This window comes from Kitasatospora sp. NPDC059803 (assembly GCF_042732255.1).
In the GTDB taxonomy this organism is placed as follows: Bacteria; Actinomycetota; Actinomycetes; order Streptomycetales; family Streptomycetaceae; genus Kitasatospora.
Genome location: NZ_JBHWIJ010000099.1, coordinates 1 through 18516, shown reverse-complemented (window position 1 = coordinate 18516; position 18516 = coordinate 1). Strand labels below are relative to the sequence as shown.

At 73.1% G+C, this 18516-nt stretch carries 14 protein-coding genes; 11 read left to right on the top strand and 3 right to left on the bottom strand.

Going from position 1 to position 18516, the window contains the following annotated elements:
* Positions 1-59: 59 nt before the first annotated feature.
* The gene (locus ACFV6I_RS17940) at positions 60-677 is read right to left on the bottom strand and encodes a TetR/AcrR family transcriptional regulator C-terminal ligand-binding domain-containing protein (RefSeq protein ID WP_380378792.1); all 618 of its coding nucleotides are present in this window, start codon (positions 675-677) and stop codon (positions 60-62) included.
* 495 nt (positions 678-1172) lie between these two features.
* Here ACFV6I_RS17940 and ACFV6I_RS17935 point away from each other — a divergent pair, with 495 nt between their 5' ends.
* The 4 genes from ACFV6I_RS17935 (at position 1173) to ACFV6I_RS17920 (ending at position 5638) form a co-directional block, all read left to right on the top strand.
* A complete protein-coding gene (locus ACFV6I_RS17935; protein WP_380378793.1) occupies positions 1173-1454 on the top strand; it encodes a hypothetical protein in 282 nt (93 codons plus the stop codon).
* Positions 1455-1544: 90 nt separating this feature from the next.
* Positions 1545-1907 carry a metalloregulator ArsR/SmtB family transcription factor gene (locus ACFV6I_RS17930; protein WP_063345900.1) on the top strand — a complete coding sequence of 121 codons (363 nt, stop codon included), beginning with the start codon at positions 1545-1547 and terminating at the stop codon, positions 1905-1907.
* 152 nt (positions 1908-2059) lie between these two features.
* Positions 2060-3421, top strand: a complete 1362-nt coding sequence (locus tag ACFV6I_RS17925) for an MFS transporter (RefSeq protein WP_380426261.1) — start codon at positions 2060-2062, stop codon at positions 3419-3421.
* A gap of 138 nt (positions 3422-3559) precedes the next feature.
* Positions 3560-5638 (top strand): heavy metal translocating P-type ATPase, encoded by a 2079-nt coding sequence (locus ACFV6I_RS17920; protein WP_380426259.1) that lies wholly within the window; start codon positions 3560-3562, stop codon positions 5636-5638.
* Here the strand turns inward: ACFV6I_RS17920 and ACFV6I_RS17915 are convergent.
* Positions 5605-6807 (bottom strand): MFS transporter, encoded by a 1203-nt coding sequence (locus tag ACFV6I_RS17915; protein WP_380426257.1) that lies wholly within the window; start codon positions 6805-6807, stop codon positions 5605-5607. The genes ACFV6I_RS17920 and ACFV6I_RS17915 overlap by 34 nt on opposite strands.
* A gap of 194 nt (positions 6808-7001) precedes the next feature.
* On the opposite strand from ACFV6I_RS17915, the gene ACFV6I_RS17910 reads away from it, so the two are divergent.
* Positions 7002-8561: a purple acid phosphatase family protein gene (locus tag ACFV6I_RS17910; protein WP_380426255.1), complete on the top strand. Its 1560-nt coding sequence runs from the start codon at positions 7002-7004 to the stop codon at positions 8559-8561.
* A gap of 80 nt (positions 8562-8641) precedes the next feature.
* On the opposite strand, the gene ACFV6I_RS17905 is transcribed toward ACFV6I_RS17910, so the two are convergent.
* A complete protein-coding gene (locus ACFV6I_RS17905; protein WP_380426253.1) occupies positions 8642-10699 on the bottom strand; it encodes a glycogen debranching N-terminal domain-containing protein in 2058 nt (685 codons plus the stop codon).
* A 166-nt stretch (positions 10700-10865) separates the two neighbouring features.
* Between ACFV6I_RS17905 and ACFV6I_RS17900 the strand changes: the two genes are divergently transcribed.
* The 6 genes from ACFV6I_RS17900 (at position 10866) to ACFV6I_RS17875 (ending at position 18426) form a co-directional block, all read left to right on the top strand.
* Positions 10866-11900: a LacI family DNA-binding transcriptional regulator gene (locus tag ACFV6I_RS17900; protein ID WP_063345908.1), complete on the top strand. Its 1035-nt coding sequence runs from the start codon at positions 10866-10868 to the stop codon at positions 11898-11900.
* Positions 11901-11963: 63 nt separating this feature from the next.
* Entirely contained in the window at positions 11964-13217 is a 1254-nt protein-coding gene (locus ACFV6I_RS17895; protein WP_380426251.1) for an extracellular solute-binding protein, read from the top strand.
* On the top strand, positions 13207-14283 hold the full coding sequence (locus ACFV6I_RS17890) for a carbohydrate ABC transporter permease (RefSeq protein ID WP_063345910.1): 1077 nt from the start codon (positions 13207-13209) through the stop codon (positions 14281-14283). Before ACFV6I_RS17895 ends, ACFV6I_RS17890 begins: the two co-directional genes overlap by 11 nt.
* On the top strand, positions 14270-15166 hold the full coding sequence (locus tag ACFV6I_RS17885) for a carbohydrate ABC transporter permease (protein ID WP_208869026.1): 897 nt from the start codon (positions 14270-14272) through the stop codon (positions 15164-15166). The genes ACFV6I_RS17890 and ACFV6I_RS17885 overlap by 14 nt, the downstream gene beginning before the upstream one ends.
* A 69-nt stretch (positions 15167-15235) precedes the next feature.
* The gene (locus ACFV6I_RS17880; RefSeq protein WP_380426248.1) at positions 15236-17029 is read left to right on the top strand and encodes a glycoside hydrolase family 15 protein; all 1794 of its coding nucleotides are present in this window, start codon (positions 15236-15238) and stop codon (positions 17027-17029) included.
* Positions 17030-17205: 176 nt separating this feature from the next.
* On the top strand, positions 17206-18426 hold the full coding sequence (locus ACFV6I_RS17875; protein ID WP_380426246.1) for a hypothetical protein: 1221 nt from the start codon (positions 17206-17208) through the stop codon (positions 18424-18426).
* The last annotated feature ends 90 nt before the right edge of the window (positions 18427-18516 follow it).

Here is an 18516-nt window from a genome sequence, read left to right as displayed (position 1 = left end):
GCCCCGGGCGGGTCGGGGCCCCCCCCTGCCCGGCCCGTCGGCCATCGACCTGACCGCCCTCACTGGCGGACGATCGGCAGCAGCACCTCGTCGACGATCTCCGCCGGGTCCAGCTGCTCCGGCGCGCCGCCGCACATCTTGATCCGGTACAGCATCAGCGCCGGGACGACGTCGGTGACCAGCGGGGTGACGGACCCGGGGCGGACCTCGCCCCGGGTGGCACCACGGCCGAGCACCTCGGCGATCAGCGCGGCGGTGGGCTCCACCACCCGCTCCAGCACGATCGCCAGGAAGGTGTGGGCCCGCTGCTGGTCCAGCTCGCCCATGATGGCCCGCACGGCGGCCCCGGGCTCGCTCAGCATCGCCGCGCGCAGCCTGGTCACCACCTCCAGCAGGTCCCCGCGCAGGCCGCCGGTGTCGGGCGGCGGGCCGACCGGGGGCAGGCAGGCGCGCAGCGCGTCCTTGACCAGTTCCTCCTTGGAGGGCCAGCGCCGGTAGAGCGCGGCCTTGCCGGTCTGCGCGGCGGCGGCGACGCCCTCCATGGTGAGCCGGGCGTAGCCGTCGGCGGTGAGCTGCTGGAGGGCGGCCTCGAAGATGGCGTTCTCCAGCGCCTCGCCGCGCCTGCGGAGCGGGGCGCCCGTCGCCGGTCCGCGCGCGACTGCGGGTTCAGCGGGCATGGCTGCGCACCTTCTTCGGCTCCACCTCTCGACACGCCCGTTCACCGGCTGTCCGTAATGAACGGATGTGTTCCCTATATCCAGGGCCACTGTCGATGTTAGTGAACGAACCCGTCACGTCCCAATCGTTCGCCCCCCGGCCGTCGCGGGCCGCGCCGGCGCCGTCGGACCGGCCTGCCATGGCTCCCCTTCCCTCCTCGCCCGTACGACGCGGCCGCCCGCCCGCCGGACGCGCCGCCCGCCGGAGCGCGATCGCGTCCGGGCCGGAGGCCGTCGATGCGCGGGGCCGCCGTCAGGACACCGTCAGTGACGGCGCCCGCACAGTCAAGGGGGCGTCAGGATCACCCGCCCCCCGAGGGTCCGCGGCCTAGGCTCGGACTCGTCCCCGCCCGGCTGACGCGGGCCCAGCGCCCCGCCACCGACCTCCGGAGCACCCTTAGCCACCACCCGATCGATCCGCCGTGTCGGACGATACGCAACGAAGGTGAGGTCCCCGTGGCCGTTCTCGGCGCCTTCCACCGCCGCCAGCCCCTCCCCGCCAGCTGGCCGGCATCCGCGCCGGCGCGCGGCTCGGTGGCCGCGGCCCTGTCCGCGATCGTGCGCAGGCTCGCCGACAGCCCCCTGGACAACTCCGTGCTCCAGGCCGTGGGCGCCCCGACCGCCTCCAGCGGCACCGGCGCCGCCCGCCGCACGGTGCGGATGCGGGCCAGCTGGCGGGCCGTCACCACCCCCGACGGCACCCGCCGGCTCGAAGCCCGCTGGGGCCCCGGCCGCTGAACCGGGCCCGCCCCGGCGGCCCCGACAGCGCGGGGCCATCACGTGCGCACGCGTGCACGCATCGGGCGCACGCCGACCTACGATGAGCACATGAGCACAAGCACCGATCTGGCAGCTGCACACGGCTCGCAGGAGCAGGGGCAGGACAGCGGCGAGCGGCTGGACGTCGCCGCGTCCGTCCTCGCCCTGCTCGCGGACCGCACCCGGCTCGCGCTGCTGCACCGGCTCGGCGCGGGCGAGGCCGACGTCACCTCCCTCATCGAGGCCTGCGGGGCCCCGCGCACCTCCGTCAGCCAGCACCTCGCGAAGCTCCGCCTCGCGGGCCTGGTCACCACGCGCAGGGACGGGCGCCGCGTCGTCTACTCGCTGCGCCACGGGCACCTCCGGCGCCTGGTCGACGAGGCGCTGAACGTCGCCGACCACCAGATCGGCTCCCTCCCGCCGCACGACTGACCCGCCGCACGACCGCCCCAACCCGCCCCGACCCGACCCCGCAGACCGGAACGGCAGTGAGGACCGCGCCATCGCAACTAACACGTGCACACGTATGCACGTGTTGGATACGATGGTGCCGCCGCACCACGCCGCCGACCGGGACGGGGCCGATGCTGTCCACACTGCGCAACCGCACCTACCGCCACCTGTTCGCAGCCCAGGTCATCGCCCTGGTGGGCACGGGCCTGGCCACCGTGGCGCTGAGCCTGCTCGCCTACGACATCGCCGGCGCCGACGCCTCGGCCGTCCTCGGCACCGCGCTGGCCGTCAAGATGGTCGCCTACGTGGCCGTCGCACCGGCGGTCGGCGCCCTCGCCGACCGCATTCCGCGCCGAACGCTGCTGGTGGCGATGGACCTCACCCGCGCCGCCGTCGCGCTCGCCCTGCCGTTCGTCAGCCAGGCCTGGCAGATCTACATCCTGATCTTCCTGCTCCAGGCCGCCTCGGCCGCCTTCACACCGGCCTTCCAGGCCACCATCCCCGAGGTGCTGCCCGCCGAACGGGACTACACCCAGGCGCTGTCGATGTCCCGCCTCGCCTACGACCTGGAGTCCCTGTTCAGCCCCGCGCTCGCCGCGGGCCTGCTCGCGCTGGTCCCGTACACCTGGCTGTTCACCGGCACCACCGCGGGCTTCCTCGCCTCCGCCACCCTGGTCGTCTCCGTCGTCCTGCCCAAGCCCGCCCCCGTCGAGAGGACCGGCGGCGTCTACGCCAAGGCCGCCTTCGGCGCCCGCCTGTTCTGGGCCACCCCCCGCCTGCGGGCCCTGCTCGCGCTCGACCTCGCGGTCGCCGCCGCCGGGGCGATCGTCTTCGTCGACACGGTCGTCGCGGTCCGCGAGCACTTCCACCGCCCGGCCGGCGCGGTCTCGCTCGCCCTGGGCGCCTACGGAGCCGGCTCCATGCTGACCGCCCTGCTCCTGCCCCGGCTCCTGCGGCGGCTCTCCGACCGCGCCGTCATGCTCCCGGCCGCCTTCGCACTCCCCGCCGTCCTGGCCGCCGTCGCCGCCGTCACCGCCGCGGCCCCGGGCGGCTGGTCCTGGGGCGCGCTGCTGGCGTCCTGGGCCGCGATCGGCGCCGCCTGTTCCGCCGTCCTCACGCCGGGCGGGCGCCTGATCCGCCGCTCCGCCGCCGACGCGGACCTGCCGGCCGCCTTCGCCGCTCAGTTCTCCCTCTCGCACAGCTGCTGGCTGCTCACCTACCCCCTCGCCGGCTGGCTCGCCGCCGGCGCCGGCCTCCCGACGACCGCCGTCGTCCTCGGCGCCATCGCCCTGCTCGCCGCCACCGCCGCCACCTCGATCTGGCCCGCCCGCGACCCCGCCAGGCTCGACCACGTCCACGCCGACCTGCCCCCGGGCCACCCCCACCTCACCGACGCCCACCCGGCCGCGGACGGCTGGCTCCACGGCCACGACTACGTCATCGACCAGTACCACCGCCACTGGCCACAAGGCCTCACCGCGCGGGCCAACTAGGCCAGGGCCTGCCCGGCGGGGCGACAACTCCATCACCCGGGAGGGTCAATCCAGCGGGAATAAATGAAGAGCTGTTCATGTATTCCTGTATGGTCGACGCGTCGCCCCGTCGTGTCCGCGTGGAGGAACACCACAGCCATGTCCGCAACCCTCACCGAGCGCCCAGCCGCCGCAGCCCCGCGCGGCGGCGCCGCTCCCAAGCGCCGTACGCGCGTCTTCGCGCTGGCCGAGGCCCGCTGGGCCGCCGCCGCGACCGTCGCCTTCCTGACCGCCCTCCCACTCCAGCTGGCCGGTGCCCCGGCCTGGGCCTGGGGGCCGCTGTACGCGATCGCCTACGCCACCGGCGGCTGGGAGCCCGGCTGGGCCGGACTTCAGGCGCTGCGCGAGAAGACCCTCGACGTCGACCTGCTGATGATCGTCGCCGCGATCGGCGCGGCCTCGATCGGGCAGGTGATGGACGGCGCGCTGCTGATCGTCATCTTCGCCACCTCGGGCGCGCTGGAGGCGCTGGCCACCGCCCGCACCCAGGACTCGGTGCGCGGCCTGCTCGACCTCGCCCCCACCACCGCCACCCGCCTGCTGGACGACGGCGGCGAGGAGACCGTCGCCACCGAGGACCTGGTGGTCGGCGACACCATCCTGATCCGCCCCGGCGAGCGCGTCGGCGCCGACGGCCGCGTCCTGGACGGCGCGAGCGAGATCGACCAGGCCACCATCACCGGCGAGCCGCTGCCGGCCCCCAAGCAGCAGGGCGACGAGGTCTTCGCCGGCACCCTGAACGGCACCGGCGCCCTGCGGGTGAAGGTCGAGCGCGACGCCTCCGACTCGGTGATCGCCCGGATCGTCGCCATGGTCGAGGAGGCCTCGGAGACCAAGGCCCCCACCCAGCTGTTCATCGAGAGGGTCGAGCAGCGCTACTCCCTGGGCATGGTCTTCGCGACCCTCGCCGTCTTCCTCGTCCCGCTGGCCTTCGGGGCCGCCGTGACCGGCTCGCTGCTGCGGGCGATGACCTTCATGATCGTCGCCTCGCCCTGCGCCGTGGTGCTGGCCACCATGCCGCCGCTGCTGTCCGCGATCGCCAACGCCGGCCGCCACGGCGTCCTGGTGAAGTCCGCCGTCGTGATGGAGCGGCTCGGGCAGGTCGACGCGGTCGCGCTGGACAAGACCGGCACCCTCACCGAGGGCACCCCCCGGATCACCGACCTGCTCCCCCTCGCCGGCAGCGGCCTGGACGAGGACGAACTGCTGACCCTGGCGGCCGCCGCCGAGCACCCCAGCGAGCACCCGCTGGCCCGCGCGGTGGTCGACGCCGCCCGTCGGCGCGGCCTCGACCTGCCGGTCGCCGAGGGCTTCGCCTCCACCCCCGGCATCGGGGTGACCGCCACCGTCTGCGGTGCCGTCATCGCGGTCGGCGCCCCCGCCCGGCTCCTCGCCGGCGCCGCCGACCACGCGCCCTCCGCCGAGGCGGAGGCCACCGCCGAGGCCACCGCCGTCGCCGCGGAACTGGAGCGCGACGGGCGCACTGCCGTCCTGGTCCAGCGCGACGGCGTCCCGGTCGGCGTACTCGGCATCGCCGACCGCCTGCGCCCCGACGCCGCCGCCACCGTCACCGCCCTGGCGGCCCTGACCGGCGCCGCCCCGGTGCTGGTGACCGGCGACAACCCGCGCGCCGCCGCCCGCCTCGCCGCCGAGGTCGGCATCACCGACGTCCGCGCCGGGCTGCTCCCCCAGGACAAGGTCGCCGCCGTGCAGGAGCAGGAGCGGGCCGGGCGCAAGGTGCTGGTGATCGGCGACGGCGTCAACGACGCCCCCGCCCTCGCCGCCGCCCACACCGGCATCGCGATGGGCCGGGCGGGCTCCGACCTGGCGCTGGAGACCGCCGACGCGGTCGTCGTCCGCGACGAACTCGCGACCGTCCCCACGGTGATCGCGCTGTCCCGGGCGGCCCGGCGGCTGGTCGTCCAGAACCTGGTGATCGCCTCGGTGTTCATCTCCGGCCTGGTCGTGTGGGACCTGGTCGCCACCCTGCCCCTGCCGCTCGGCGTCCTCGGCCACGAGGGCTCGACCGTCATCGTCGGCCTCAACGGCCTGCGGCTGCTGCGCGAGAGCGCGTGGAAGCGCGCGGGCGCCACCGGACCGCGGCCGGTTCAAGAGCTGGTTCAGAAGCCGGTTCAGAAGCCGGTTCAGGAGCCGGCGCGGGCCCGGCGCAGCAGGTAGGCGCCGGAGGCGGCGGCGAGCAGGGCCATGCAGGCGGTGAAGACCAGGCCCGCGTGAGCCAGGCCGATCGGCGCGGTGAGCAGGCCGATGCCGATCACCGGGATCGAGATGCCGAAGTAGGCGACCACGAAGAGCGCCGACAGGGCGCCGCCGCGGTGCTCGGCGGGCGCGGCGGCGGCGATCTCGCCGACCGCTCCGCGCAGGCCCATGCCCTGGCCGGCGCCGCCCACCAGGGCGCTGAGCACCAGCAGCGGCAGGGCCGTCCAGGCGAGGGAGCCTGCCATCAGGGCCAGCCCGGCGATGAGCACCAGGCAGCCGATCGGGATCGCCCGGGCGGTGCCCAGCCGGGGCACCAGGAGCTGGCCGAGGATGGAGGCGAAGAAGGCCGTACAGACGATCAGGCCGACGACGGCCGGGCTGTGGACGTCCAGCCGCTGGGCGAGGAAGGCGGGGCTGACGGAGGTGAAGACGCCCAGCAGGGAGAAGCCCGCGAACGCGGCGAGGCCGGCCGGGACGAACACCCCGCGGACCTCCGGCGGCAGGGACGGCCGGCGCGGCCGGGCGGTGCGCAGCGGGCGGGCGCCGGTGACGGTCTCCGGCAGGAGCCAGGTGACGGTGAAGGAGGCGGCGAGCAGCACCAGGTGCACGGCGAACGGCAGGGTCAGGGGGTGGGGTGTGTACTCGGCGAGCAGTCCCGACAGCACCGGTCCGCAGCCCAGGCCGCCGATGTTGGCGGCGGTCGCGACGAAGCCCGCGCGGGCCTGGTGTCCGGGTGGGGCGAGCTCCAGGACGTACGCGGTGGCGGTGCCGGTGAACAGGCCCGCGGACAGGCCGGACAGCAGGCGGCCCAGGGCCAGCAGTGGGAGGCCGCCTTCGGCCAGGAAGGCGAGGGCGCTGCACGCCGCGAGTGCCAGTCCGCAGAGCAGGACGGGCCGGCGTCCGACGGAGTCGGAGACGTTGCCGACGAGCAGCAGGACGCCGATGACGCCGAAGGCGTAGATGGCGAAGACGACCGTCACCATCAGTTCGGAGAAGCCGATCTGCTCCTGGTACAGCCCGTACAGCGGGGTGGGCAGGGTGGTGCCCGCCATGCAGACGGCGAAGCCGGCGGCCGCCCCGAGGTAGCCCGCCCGGCCCATCGCGGGTCGCGCGGTCTGATGATCGGTCATTCGCCCACGGTAGGCGCCCGCCGGCGCCGGGCCCGCGACGCGCGGGCGCGGTTACGCCGATCGGCTCCACGGGCGGATCGCCCACCCGAAGGCGCCCCCGCACCCGATGCGCCGTCAACTGGCCTGCCATAAAGCAGAATCCGTTCGCGTCCGCCCTCTTGTCAAAGGTTAGTGATGTTTCCTAACTTAATGTCATGTCCGAGACCTCACGGCACTCCCGGCGCGACCTCCTGCGAGTGAGCGCGGCGGGCGGTGCCGCCTTCGCCGCGGGCAGCCTCCTGCTGCCCGGCGCCGCCCAGGCCGCCCCCCGCCCGACCGCCCTCGACACCCCGACCCTCCCCTCACCCCGCAGCGACCAGACCGCCGGGTCCGCGCTGCGCCCCTTCGGCCGGCACCTGGCCTTCGGGGCCGACCCCTCCCAACAGGTCGTCGTCTCCTGGCAGGTGCCGGGCGCGGTGACCGCCCCCTTCGTCCGGATCGGCCTCCAGCCCGGCGACTTCGGCTCCCCGATCGCCGCCGAGGTCCGCACCCTGGTCAGCAAGCTGTCCTGGCAGCACCCGGTCGAGGACCAGCCCCTGGTCAAGCCCACCACCGTCACCCAGTACTACCTGCACGCGCAGGTGGACCAGCTGATCCCGGACACCACGTACTACTACGTCGTCGGCCACCAGGGCTACGACCCCGCGGGGCAGCGCGCCCGGCTCGGCGACGTGGCGAGCTTCCGCACCGCGCCCGCCCCCGGGCGCGGCACCGGGTTCACCTTCACGGCCTTCGGCGACCAGGGCATCGGGTACAACGCGGCCGCCACCGCCAACCTGATCGCCGGCCTCGACCCCGCCTTCCACCTCCACATGGGCGACCTCTCGTACGCCAACAGCGGCGGCAGCGGCAAGACCAGCGACCCCTACGACGCCCGTCTGTGGGACTCCTTCTTCGTGCAGAACGACCCCGTCGCCTCCCGGACCCCGTGGATGATGGCGATCGGCAACCACGAGATGGAGGCCTGGTACGGGGCCGACGGCTACGGGGGCGTCCGCGCCCGGTTCACGATGCCCGACAACGCCTGGGCGCAGTCCACCGGCATCTACTCCTGGCGCTGCCAGAACGTCGGCCTGATCAGCCTCGACGGCAACGACATCTGCTACAACACCGCGGCCAACCTGAACTACACCAAGGGCAAGCAGAAGAAGTGGCTGGAGAGCCGGCTCGCCGCGCTCCGCGCCGACACCACCATCGACTTCGTCGTCGTCTACCTGCACCAGTGCACGTACTCCACCTGCCACGACAACGGGGCCGAACTCGGCGCGCAGCAGGACTGGGCCCCGCTGTTCGACAAGTACCAGGTGGACCTGGTGCTCAGCGGCCACAACCACGTCTACGAGCGGACCGACCCCATCCGTTCCGGCAAGCCCACCCGCAAGGTCGCCTCCGGAGACACCGTCAATCCGCTGAAGGACGGCACGACGTACGTCGTCGCGGGCGGCGGTGGCGGCGGGGTCTACTCCTTCCCCGTCGCCGACACCTACCTCGGGCACGAGACGAAGAACGACTCCCCCGTCCCGATGGTGGTCGCCGATCCGAGCGGCCAAAACCAGACCGTCAAGGTCACCTGGTCCAGGGTCCGTTACACCGGTTACTGCCTGGTGGCGGTCGACGTGACGCCCGCCGCCGCCGGCAAGCCGGCCCGCATGGCGGTGCGCTCGATCACCGAGGACGGCACCGCCGTGGACCAGTTCACCGTGCAGCGCGGCTGACCCGGCCCGGCGCCCGCGCCCGGACGGCCCGCTCCCCGCCGGCCGGGCCGGGCGCGGCCGCCGGGCCGGCGGGGTGCGCGTCAGCGGTCCGTGGTGACGGTGAAGCCCTGCGGGGCGCGCAGGTCGACGGCCCCGGTGTGGTCGGTGGACACCTCGATCGGCAGGCCCGCCACCGTCAGGCCGGTGAACGTCAGCGACTCGTAGCCGGCGGGGAGTTGGGCCCGCACCCGGAGCCGCCGGTTGGGGGCGTCGGCCTCCAGGCCGAGCAGTGCCTGCACCACCTGGACGGAGGCGGCGGCGGCCCAGGCCTGCGGGCGGCAGGAGGCCGGGTAGGGGACGGGGCGGGCGAACTCGGCGCGCGGGTGGCCGCCGAAGAGTTCGGGCAGGCGGTGGTCGAAGGCCGCCGCCGCGCGGACCAGGCCGGCGGCCAGCGGCGCGGCGGCGTCGTGCAGCCCGGCGCGGGAGAGGCCGTGGACGGCGATGGCGCTGTCGTGCGGCCAGACCGAACCGGTGTGGTAGCCGAGCGGGTTGAAGCCGGCCGCGGCGGCGTCCAGGGTGCGCAGCCCGAAGCCGCTGTCCATGCCGGGGGCGGTGAGCCGGCCGGCGACCAGGGCGCTCTCCTGCGGGTCGAGCAGGCCGGTGCCGAGCAGGTGGCCCATGTTGGAGGCGATCGAGTCGACCTGGTGCTTGCCGCCGTCGAGGGCGACCGCCGGGTACGGGCCGTGCGCGTCCTCGGTCCAGAACCGGTCGCGGAAGCGCAGCCGCAGCTCCTCCGCCCACTGCCGCCAGCGCTCGGCACCGGGCCGGCCGAAGGCCTCCAGCAGGGCGGCCGAGGCGACGGCGGCCTCGTAGGCGTAGGCCTGGACCTCGCTGAGCGCGATGGGGGCGTCGGCGATCCGGCCGTCGCGGAAGCGGATGCTGTCGGAGGAGTCCTTCCAGCCCTGGTTGGAGAGCCCCTTGCCGGAGCTGTCGACGTACTCAAGGAAGCCGTCGCCGTCCGCGTCGGCGTGGTCGGCCAGCCAGGCGAGGGCGGCCTCGGCGTGCGGCAGCAGGTCCTCGACCTGGTCCTCGGGCATGCCCCAGCGCCAGGCGTCGTGCAGGAGGGTGAGCCACAGCGGGGTGGCGTCGGCCGTGCCGAAGTAGCAGGGCGGCAGGTGGGAGCCGTTGTCGAGGTGCTGCTCGTCGCGGCGGACCTCGTGGAGGATCTTGCCGGGCTGCTCCTCGGTGGCCGGGTCGAGGGCGCGGCCCTGGCGGCGGGCCAGGGTGCGCAGCGTGCCGGCGGCGAGTTCGGTGCCGAGCGGGAGCATCATCCGGGCCGCCCAGAGGGAGTCGCGGCCGAACAGGGTGAGGAACCAGGGGGCCCCGGCGCCGAGGAAGTGGTCGGCGGGCTGCAGCGGGTCGGTGAGCAGGAGGCCGCGCAGGTCGTGGTGGGAGCGGGTGATCCAGTGCGCGAGGTGGTGGTCGCGGCCGGTGATCCCGGGGGTGCGCCACGGGGCGGCGTCGGCGGCCGGGGCGGGGAAGAGGTCGCCGTCGCGGTGCTCGGCGGTGCACTCCAGGACGGCCTGCCAGCTCTGGCCGGGGGCGAGTTCGAGGTCGAAGCCCAGGGTGCCGGTGTCGGCGGCGAGGTGGTCGGGCGCCGGTTCGACGGTGAGGGCGGCGCTGAGCGGGCCCTCGCTCCAGCGCAGGCCGTTCGGGCCGGCGGTGGGCGTGAGTGCCTGGGTGGCGCGGCCGGCCTTGACGCTGTCCATCGCGGCGAAGTCGCTCTCCGCGCGTACGTCCAGGCGCAGGCGGGCGGTGAGGTCGCCCGCGTTGCGGACGGTGTAGCGCTCGACGAGGCGGCCGGGGTGCAGTTCCCGGCGGCGTTCCAGGGTGACGGCCGGGTCGGGGGTGAGTTCGGCGATGCCGCGCAGCACGGTGACGAAGGTGGTGCGTCCGTCCTCGCCGTGCGCGGTGGCGACGGGGGTGTTGGGGACGGCGGCGACGCCGGCCTCCAGGCGGGAGAGGATCCGGCGGTCCCCGTGGTAGAAGCCGTCCGCGCCTTCGCCGATCCGCCCGTCCGGGCGCGAGGCGCAGAAGCTCGGGGCGGCCACGGAGAGCTGGGCGTCGTGCAGGAACGGCTGCAGGGCGATCGCTGACATGGTCTCTTCATCCTCGTTTTGGGGCTTGACAGTTGCTTCCACTCGGGCGCAACCTTTCTGCCATTGGAGCGTTCCAAGACATTAACCCCCCTGGTGGGGAAGATGGAACCCCGTATTGGAACGCTCCAAGATCTTGTCAATGAAGACAGAACCTAGGATCGCCGTCATGCATGCACACTCATCGCCCCGGCCCAGGACAGGGTCCGCCGCGACCCTCGAAATGGTCGCCGCCCGGGCCGGCGTGGGCCGTCAGACGGTGTCCAACGCGATCAACTCGCCCGAGCTGCTGCGCCCGCAGACGCTGGAGCGGGTCCAGCGCGCGATCGACGAGCTCGGCTACCGCCCGCACCGGGCCGCGCAGGCGCTCAAGACCAGGGCCAGCCGGCTGATCGGCTACGGCATCCGCTCCAGCAGCACCGGCGTCCCGACCCCGGTCCTGGACCAGTTCCTGCACTCCCTCTCCGAGGCCGCCGACCAGGCCGGCTACCGGGTGGTGCTGTTCGCCGTCGCCCCCGGGGACGACGAACTCACCAGCTACCAGCAGCTCCTCGACGAGCACGGCGCGGACGGCTTCGTCCTCAGCAGCACCGACCGCGGCGACCGCCGCCAGGGCTGGCTGCACGAACGCGGCGTCCCCTACGTCGCCTTCGGCCGCACCTGGTCCGGCCGGGACGTCGGCGACTGGGTCGACGTCGACGGCTCCGCCGGGACTTCGGCCGCCGTCCGGCACCTGGCCGGGCTCGGCCACCGCAAGATCGGCTTCCTCGGCTGGCCGAAGGGCTCCGGCGTCGGCGACGACCGCGCCCGCGGCTGGCAGAGCGCGATGCGCGAACTGGGCCTGCCCACCCGGGGCCGCCGGGCCGAGAGTCCGGACGACCGGACGAGCGCCACCGAGGCCGCCGAACGGCTGCTCGCGACCGGCGCGACCGCGGTGGTGACCGCCAGCGACACCCTGGCGCTCGGCTGGTACCAGGCGCTGCGCCGCGACGGCCGCACCCCCGGCCCGGACGCGGCCGTCATCGGCTTCGACGACTCGCCGATCGCCCCCCTGCTGTTCCCGTCGCTGTCCAGCCTCGCCCAACCGCTCGACGCGGTCGGCCGCGAGTGCATGCGGCTGCTGCTGGAACGCCTCGGCGACCACCAGCGGCCGACCGAACACGTGCTCCTGGAACCGGAGCTGGTCCTGCGCGAAAGCGTCTGACCGCCACTCCCCCCGAAACCATCTCCGCCCACTCCCCCACCCACCCTCGCAAGGAGATCCCGCATGGCCACCTCCCGCACCCTCGCCGCGGCAGCCGTCTGCGCGGCCGTCACCCTCGGCGCCGTCACCGGCTGCTCCTCCTCCGGCGGCTTCGGCGACTCACCGGCCAAGCAGTCCTCCGGCGGCAACCAGAGCCTGACGGTGCTGATCGCCACCTCCGGCGAGGCCGAGACGGCCGCGGTCAAGGCCGCCACGGCCGACTGGGCCAAGAAGACCGGCAACACCGTCACCGTGCAGATCGCCAGCGACATCAACCAGCAGCTCGGCCAGGCCTTCGCCGGCGGCAACCCGCCGGACCTCTTCTACGTCAACTCCGACCAGTTCGCGAACTACGCCAAGGGCGGCTCGCTGTACGCCTACGGCGACCAGATCCCGGACGCCGCCGACTTCTCCGAGCCGCTGCGCAAGGCCTTCAGCTACGACGGCAAGCTCACCTGCCTGCCCAAGGACACCTCCACCCTGGGCCTGGCGATCAACACCACGCTGTGGCAGCAGGCCGGCCTGACCGAGGCCGACTACCCGACCAGCTGGCAGCAGCTCTCCGACGACGCCGCCAAGCTCACCAAGGACGGCGTGACCGGCCTGGTGACCGCCCCCGACTACCAGCGGCTCGGCGCCCTGCTGAAGGAGGCCGGCGGCTGGATCACCAACCCCGAGCAGACCGCGATGACCGCCGACAGCCCGGCCAACAAGCAGGCGCTGGAGTACGTGCAGTCGATGATGAAGGCCGGCTCGGCCAAGTACGTCGCCGAGGTGGACGCCGGCTGGGGCGGCGAGGCGCTCGGCAAGGGCAAGGCCGCGATGACCATCGAGGGCAACTGGCTCAAGGGCGCGATGGCCAAGGACTACCCGAACGTCCAGTACAAGGTGCTCCCGCTGCCCGCCGGCCCGGCCGGCCCCGGCACCCTCGCCTTCAGCAACTGCTGGGGCATCGCCGCCAAGAGCCAGCACCAGGCGGCCGGGGTCGACCTGGTCAAGCACCTCGCCTCCACCGACCAGCAACTGGAGTTCGCCCAGGCCTTCGGCGTGATGCCCTCGCGCACCAGCGCGCTGAGCGCCTACGCCCAGAAGTACCCCGAGTCCAAGGCCTGGGTCGACGGCGTCGCCAACGCCCAGGCGCCGGTCACCATCGCCGGGTTCACCAAGGTGCTCACCCAGTTCAACACCGACCTCCAGTCGCTGAAGACGGGCGACCCGGCGGCCATCCTGGCCACCCTCCAGCGCAACGGCGAGCAGGCCATCAAGAATGCCAAGTAACAGCTCCACCGGCACGATACGCCGGCGCGGCCTGCGCGAGGGAGCATGGGGCTGGCTGTTCGCCGGCCCCATGGTCCTGGTCCTCGGCCTCTTCATGGTCCTGCCGATCGGGATGGCCCTGTGGGTCAGCCTGCTGCACTGGGACGGCCAGTCCAACCCGTTCAGCGGCAGCGCGGACTTCATCGGCCTGGACAACTACCGCCGGCTGTTCGCCGAGGACGGCCTGGACCGCACGCTGTTCGCCACCTCGATGCGCAACACGCTGTACTACGTCCTGCTGACGGTGCCGCTGCAGACGGTGCTGGCGCTGCTGCTCGCCATCCTGGTCAACCAGCGGATGCTGCGCGGCCGGGGCGCCCTGCGCACGGTGTTCTACTTCCCGTCCGTCACCAGCTCGATCGCGATCTCGACGGTCTTCCTGTTCCTCTTCCAGGGCAGCGGCGCCGTCAACCGGATGCTGGGCTGGCTCGGGGTCAAGGGGCCGAACTGGTTCGCCGACCCGCGCGGGGTGATCTGGCTGGTGCTCGGTTGGTTCGGCCTGGACCAGCCCGCCCCGGGCACCGGCGGCCCGCTCGGGCTGTCCTGGTCGGAGTGGTTCGCCGGGCCCTCGGTCGCGATGTGCACGCTGATCCTGATGGCGGTGTGGACCACCTCCGGCACCTTCATGCTGATCTTCCTCGCCGCCCTCCAGGACATCCCGCGCGAACTGGAGGAGGCCGCCGCGCTCGACGGCGTCAACCGCCGCCAGCTGCTGCGCCACGTCACCCTGCCCGCCCTGCGGCCCGTCCTGTTCCTGGTGCTGACCCTCGGCCTGATCTCTACCTGGCAGGTCTTCGACCAGGTGTACGTGATGGGCAAGGGCGCGCCCGGCAACACCACCCTCACGCCCGCCTACCTGTCCTACTCGGCCGGCTTCGACAACGCCGACTTCGGGCAGGGCGCCGCCATCGCGTTCGTCCTGCTCGGCCTGATCCTGCTGCTCACCGCCGTCCAGCGGTGGGTCCTGCGGGAGCGGGACGGCAAGCCCCGCCGCAGCCCGAAGGGAGCCCGCCGTGCCGCACGCTGACCGCAAGCCCGCCGTGGACAAGCCGATCCTCGGCCGCTTCCCCCGGCCGCTGCGGATCCTCGGGTACGCCGTCCTGCTCGGCTTCGCGCTGCTCTACCTGCTGCCGTTCCTGCTCCAGCTGGTGAACAGCTTCAAAACCGACCCGGACGCGGCCGCCCACCCGATGTCGGTGCTGCCCGACGGCGGCACCCTGGCCTCCTACCGGCGGCTGTTCGGCCTGGCGGAGGGCGTCGAGAACATCCCGTTCCTGCGCTGGCTGGGCAACAGCGTGGTGGTGACCGTCCTGGTGACGGCCGGCCGGGTGCTGTTCGACTCGATGGCGGGCTACGCGCTGGCCCGGATCAGGTTCCCCGGCCGCCGGCTGCTGTTCGCCTTCGTGCTGGCCGTGATGGCGGTGCCGGGCGTGGTGCTGCTGATCCCGAAGTTCCTGGTGCTGAAGAGCTTCGGCATGTTCGACAGCTACAGCGGCATGATCCTGCCGCTGCTGGTCGACGCCGCCGGGATCTTCATCATGAAGCAGTTCTTCGAGTCGGTGCCGCGCGAGATCGAGGAGGCGGCGCGGATCGACGGCGCCGGGACGTTCCGGATCTTCTGGTCCGTCGTCCTGCCGATGTCCCGGCCCTCGCTGATCACGCTCACCGTGCTCTCCTTCCAGGGCTCCTGGAACGAGTTCACGCACTTCCTGGTCTCCACCCAGTCCAGCGAGCACGACACCCTCACCACCGGGCTGGCGCACTTCGTCTCCGGCGGCCTCGGCTCCGGGACGCAGTACCCGCTCAAGCTGGCGGCGGCGCTGGTCTCCACCCTCCCGGTGGCGATCCTGTTCTTCTGCTTCCAGCGCCACTTCGTGCGCGGCGCCAACTCGGGCTCGCTCAAGGAGTGAGCCCTGCCCGGCCCTGCCTGTACCCCCCCCTCTGCCGAACCTTCCTGTGAACCCTTCTTGGAGAACCACGTGCCCGCCCGCATCGAGGACTACGCGCTGATCGGCGACATGCAGACCGCCGCCCTGGTCGGCAGGGACGGCGCCGTCGACTGGCTGTGCCTGCCCCGCTTCGACTCCCCGGCCGTCTTCGCCGGCCTGCTGGGCACGGACGAGCACGGCTTCTGGCGGATCGCCCCCGGTGACGCCCCGCCCGCCCACCGGCGGCGCTACCGGGGCGACTCGCTGATCCTGGAACAGGAGTGGGACACCGCCGGGGGCACCGTCCGGGTGATCGACTTCATGCCGCCGCGCGGCACGGCGGCCCCGCAGCTGATCCGGATCGTCGAGGGCGTCGCCGGCACCGTCCGGATGCGCTCGGCCCTGCGGATGCGCTTCTCGTACGGGCGCATCGTGCCCTGGGTGCACAAGGTCACGGACGGCACGGGCGCCCGCACCGTCGCCGTGGCCGGGCCCGACTCGGTGTGGCTGGACGGCGAGTCCGAGACCTACGGCCGCGACCTGACCACCTACGCCGACTTCACCGTCACCGCCGGCGAGCGGATCGCCTTCGCCCTCACCTGGCAGGCCTCCCACCTCGGCGCCCCCGACCGGCCGGACGCCGAGCAGGCACTCGCCGCCACCGAGGAGTTCTGGCACGACTGGGCCGCCCAGTGCACCTACCAGGGCCCCTACCGCGAGGCCGTGATCCGCTCCCTGATCACCCTCAAGGGCCTCACCTACGCCCCCACCGGCGGCATCGTCGCCGCCCCCACCACCTCACTGCCCGAGGACATCGGCGGCGTCCGCAACTGGGACTACCGCTACACCTGGCTGCGCGACGCCACCATCACGCTCTCCTCGCTGCTGCGCACCGGCTACCGCGACGAGGCCAAGGCCTGGCGCGAGTGGCTGCTGCGCGCCGTCGCCGGCGACCCGGAGAACCTCCAGATCATGTACGGCATCGCCGGCGAACGGGAGCTGGTGGAGACCGAACTCGACTGGCTGCCCGGCTACGAGGGCTCCCGCCCCGTCCGGATCGGCAACGGCGCCGCCGACCAGCTGCAACTCGACGTCTACGGCGAGGTCGTCGAGGCCCTGCACCTCGCCCAGCACACCGGCCTGGCCCGCAACGACCACGCCCACCTGCTGCAACTGCGGCTGATCTCCTGGCTGGAGGAGCACTGGCAGGAGCCGGACGAGGGCATCTGGGAGGTCCGCGGCCCGCGCCGGCACTTCGTCCACTCCAAGGTGATGGCCTGGGTCGCCGTCGACCGGACGGTCCAACTGCTGGAGCAGACCGACTGCGAGGGACCGCTGGAGCGCTGGCGCGCCCTGCGTGACACCATCCACGAGGACGTCTGCACCCACGGCTACGACCCGGAGCGCAACACCTTCACCCAGTCCTACGGCTCGCGGGAACTCGACGCCTCGCTGCTGCTCATCCCCCAGGTCGGCTTCCTGCCGCCGGACGACAAGCGCGTCATCGGCACCGTCGAGGCGATCCAGCGCGAACTGTCCACCGAGGACGGCTTCGTGCTGCGCTACCCCACGAGCGGCGGGGTGGACGGCCTGCCGGGCGACGAAGGCGCCTTCCTGGCCTGCTCGTTCTGGCTGGCCGACGCCCTGGCGATGATCGGCCGGACGGACGAGGCGCACCAGCTGTTCGACAAGCTGCTGTCCATCCGCAACGACCTCGGGCTCCTGGCGGAGGAGTGGGACCCGCGGCTCAAGCGCCAGGTCGGCAACTTCCCGCAGGCCTTCAGCCATGTGCCATTGATCGACACCGCGCTGCGCCTCGGCCGGGGCTGCGGCGGTCCGAAATAATCGGCCACCCCCTTGTTGATGATGTGATCAAATGTGTAAGCACTGTGGCGCCTGACGCCACCGGGGAGGGACCGGTCTGACCATGTGGTCAGACCCCGCCATACAGGAGACGTACCATCAACACCGCCATTCGCCGGGCCGCGCGCGGAACCGTTCCCGTCGCCGTCACCGCATCCGTGCTCGCCGCCGGCCTGGCCGCCTGCGGCACCGTCGAGCAGCTGTCCGCCGCGCAGAAGGTGTCCAAGGCCTTCACCAAGGTCGGCGAGGGCAAGGCCGCCGGCCTCACGTTCTCCGTGGACGCCACTCCCGAGCAGATCATCGCCTTCGGTGCGGCCACCGGCGACAAGGTCGACCCGAAGAGCGCCGACGCCGTGTCCGGGCTGAACTTCTCCGTCGCGGTGTCCGCCGACAAGCCCCTGAAGGACCTCGACACCTTCAAGAACGCACAAAGCAACGGCGCCGACAAGGACCTGACGCTCGACAAGTCGGTGCGCCTGTCCTACGTGCTCTCCGACCGGAAGGGCGCCGCGCTGCTGGAGTACCGCCAGGTCGACGCCAAGGCGTTCCTGCGCGCCGACGCCAAGGGCCTGGTGAAGCTGGTCGGCGAGGACCCGTCGCAGGTCGACGCCATCAGCAGCGACCTGCCCGCCGAACTGAAGCCGGTCAAGGACGTGCTGGCCGGCAAGTGGGTCTCCTTCGACCTGCAGAAGCTCGCCGACGACAGCAAGAAGTTCGACGGCGCCAAGGCCACCCCGAGCGGACAGCCCTCGCTGGACCCGGAGTCCGCCAAGCAGCTGACCAACTCCCTCAAGGACGTGCTGTCCCGCACCGTCACCTTCGAGGACAAGGGCAAGAAGGACGGCGCCGAGCACATCTGGATGAGCGCCCCGGGCCGCCAGCTGGCCGACGAACTGCTGAAGGCCGTCAAGCCGCTGGCCGCCAAGTTCCCCCAGCAGTTCGGGAAGCTCCCCACCTCCGTCCCGAGCACCGTGCGCGAGGACAAGGTCGGCGCCGACCTCTACCTGAAGGACGGCAAGCTCTCCGCCGCCACCTTCGACCTCGCCCAGCTGGAGGCGAAGGCCGCACCGGGCGTCAACTTCCCGGTGAAGCTCGCCTTCAACCAGAACGCCCCGACCGTCGAGGCCCCCGCCGACGCCGTCACGCTGACCAGCGACGACATCCAGAGCGCGATGCTCACCCTCATCGCCTCCGGCCCCACCAGCGGGAGCAAGGGCGGCACCGCCCCGAGCACTCCGACGCGCACCCCCGGCAAGCCGCTGACCCCCGCCCAGGCCGAGGAGCTGAAGGCCCTCGGCCTGCCCCTGGCGCAGCAGGAGATGTTCAGCAAGCTCGGCATGGGCTACGAGGACATGAAGAGCCTCGCCCAGGAGGGCTGATCCCCGGCTCTCCCCCACGGGCCCCGGCCCGCCGCCAACGCGGCGGGGGCGGCGGCGCGGTTGGAGGTCCCAGCCCGTGTGCGGGACACC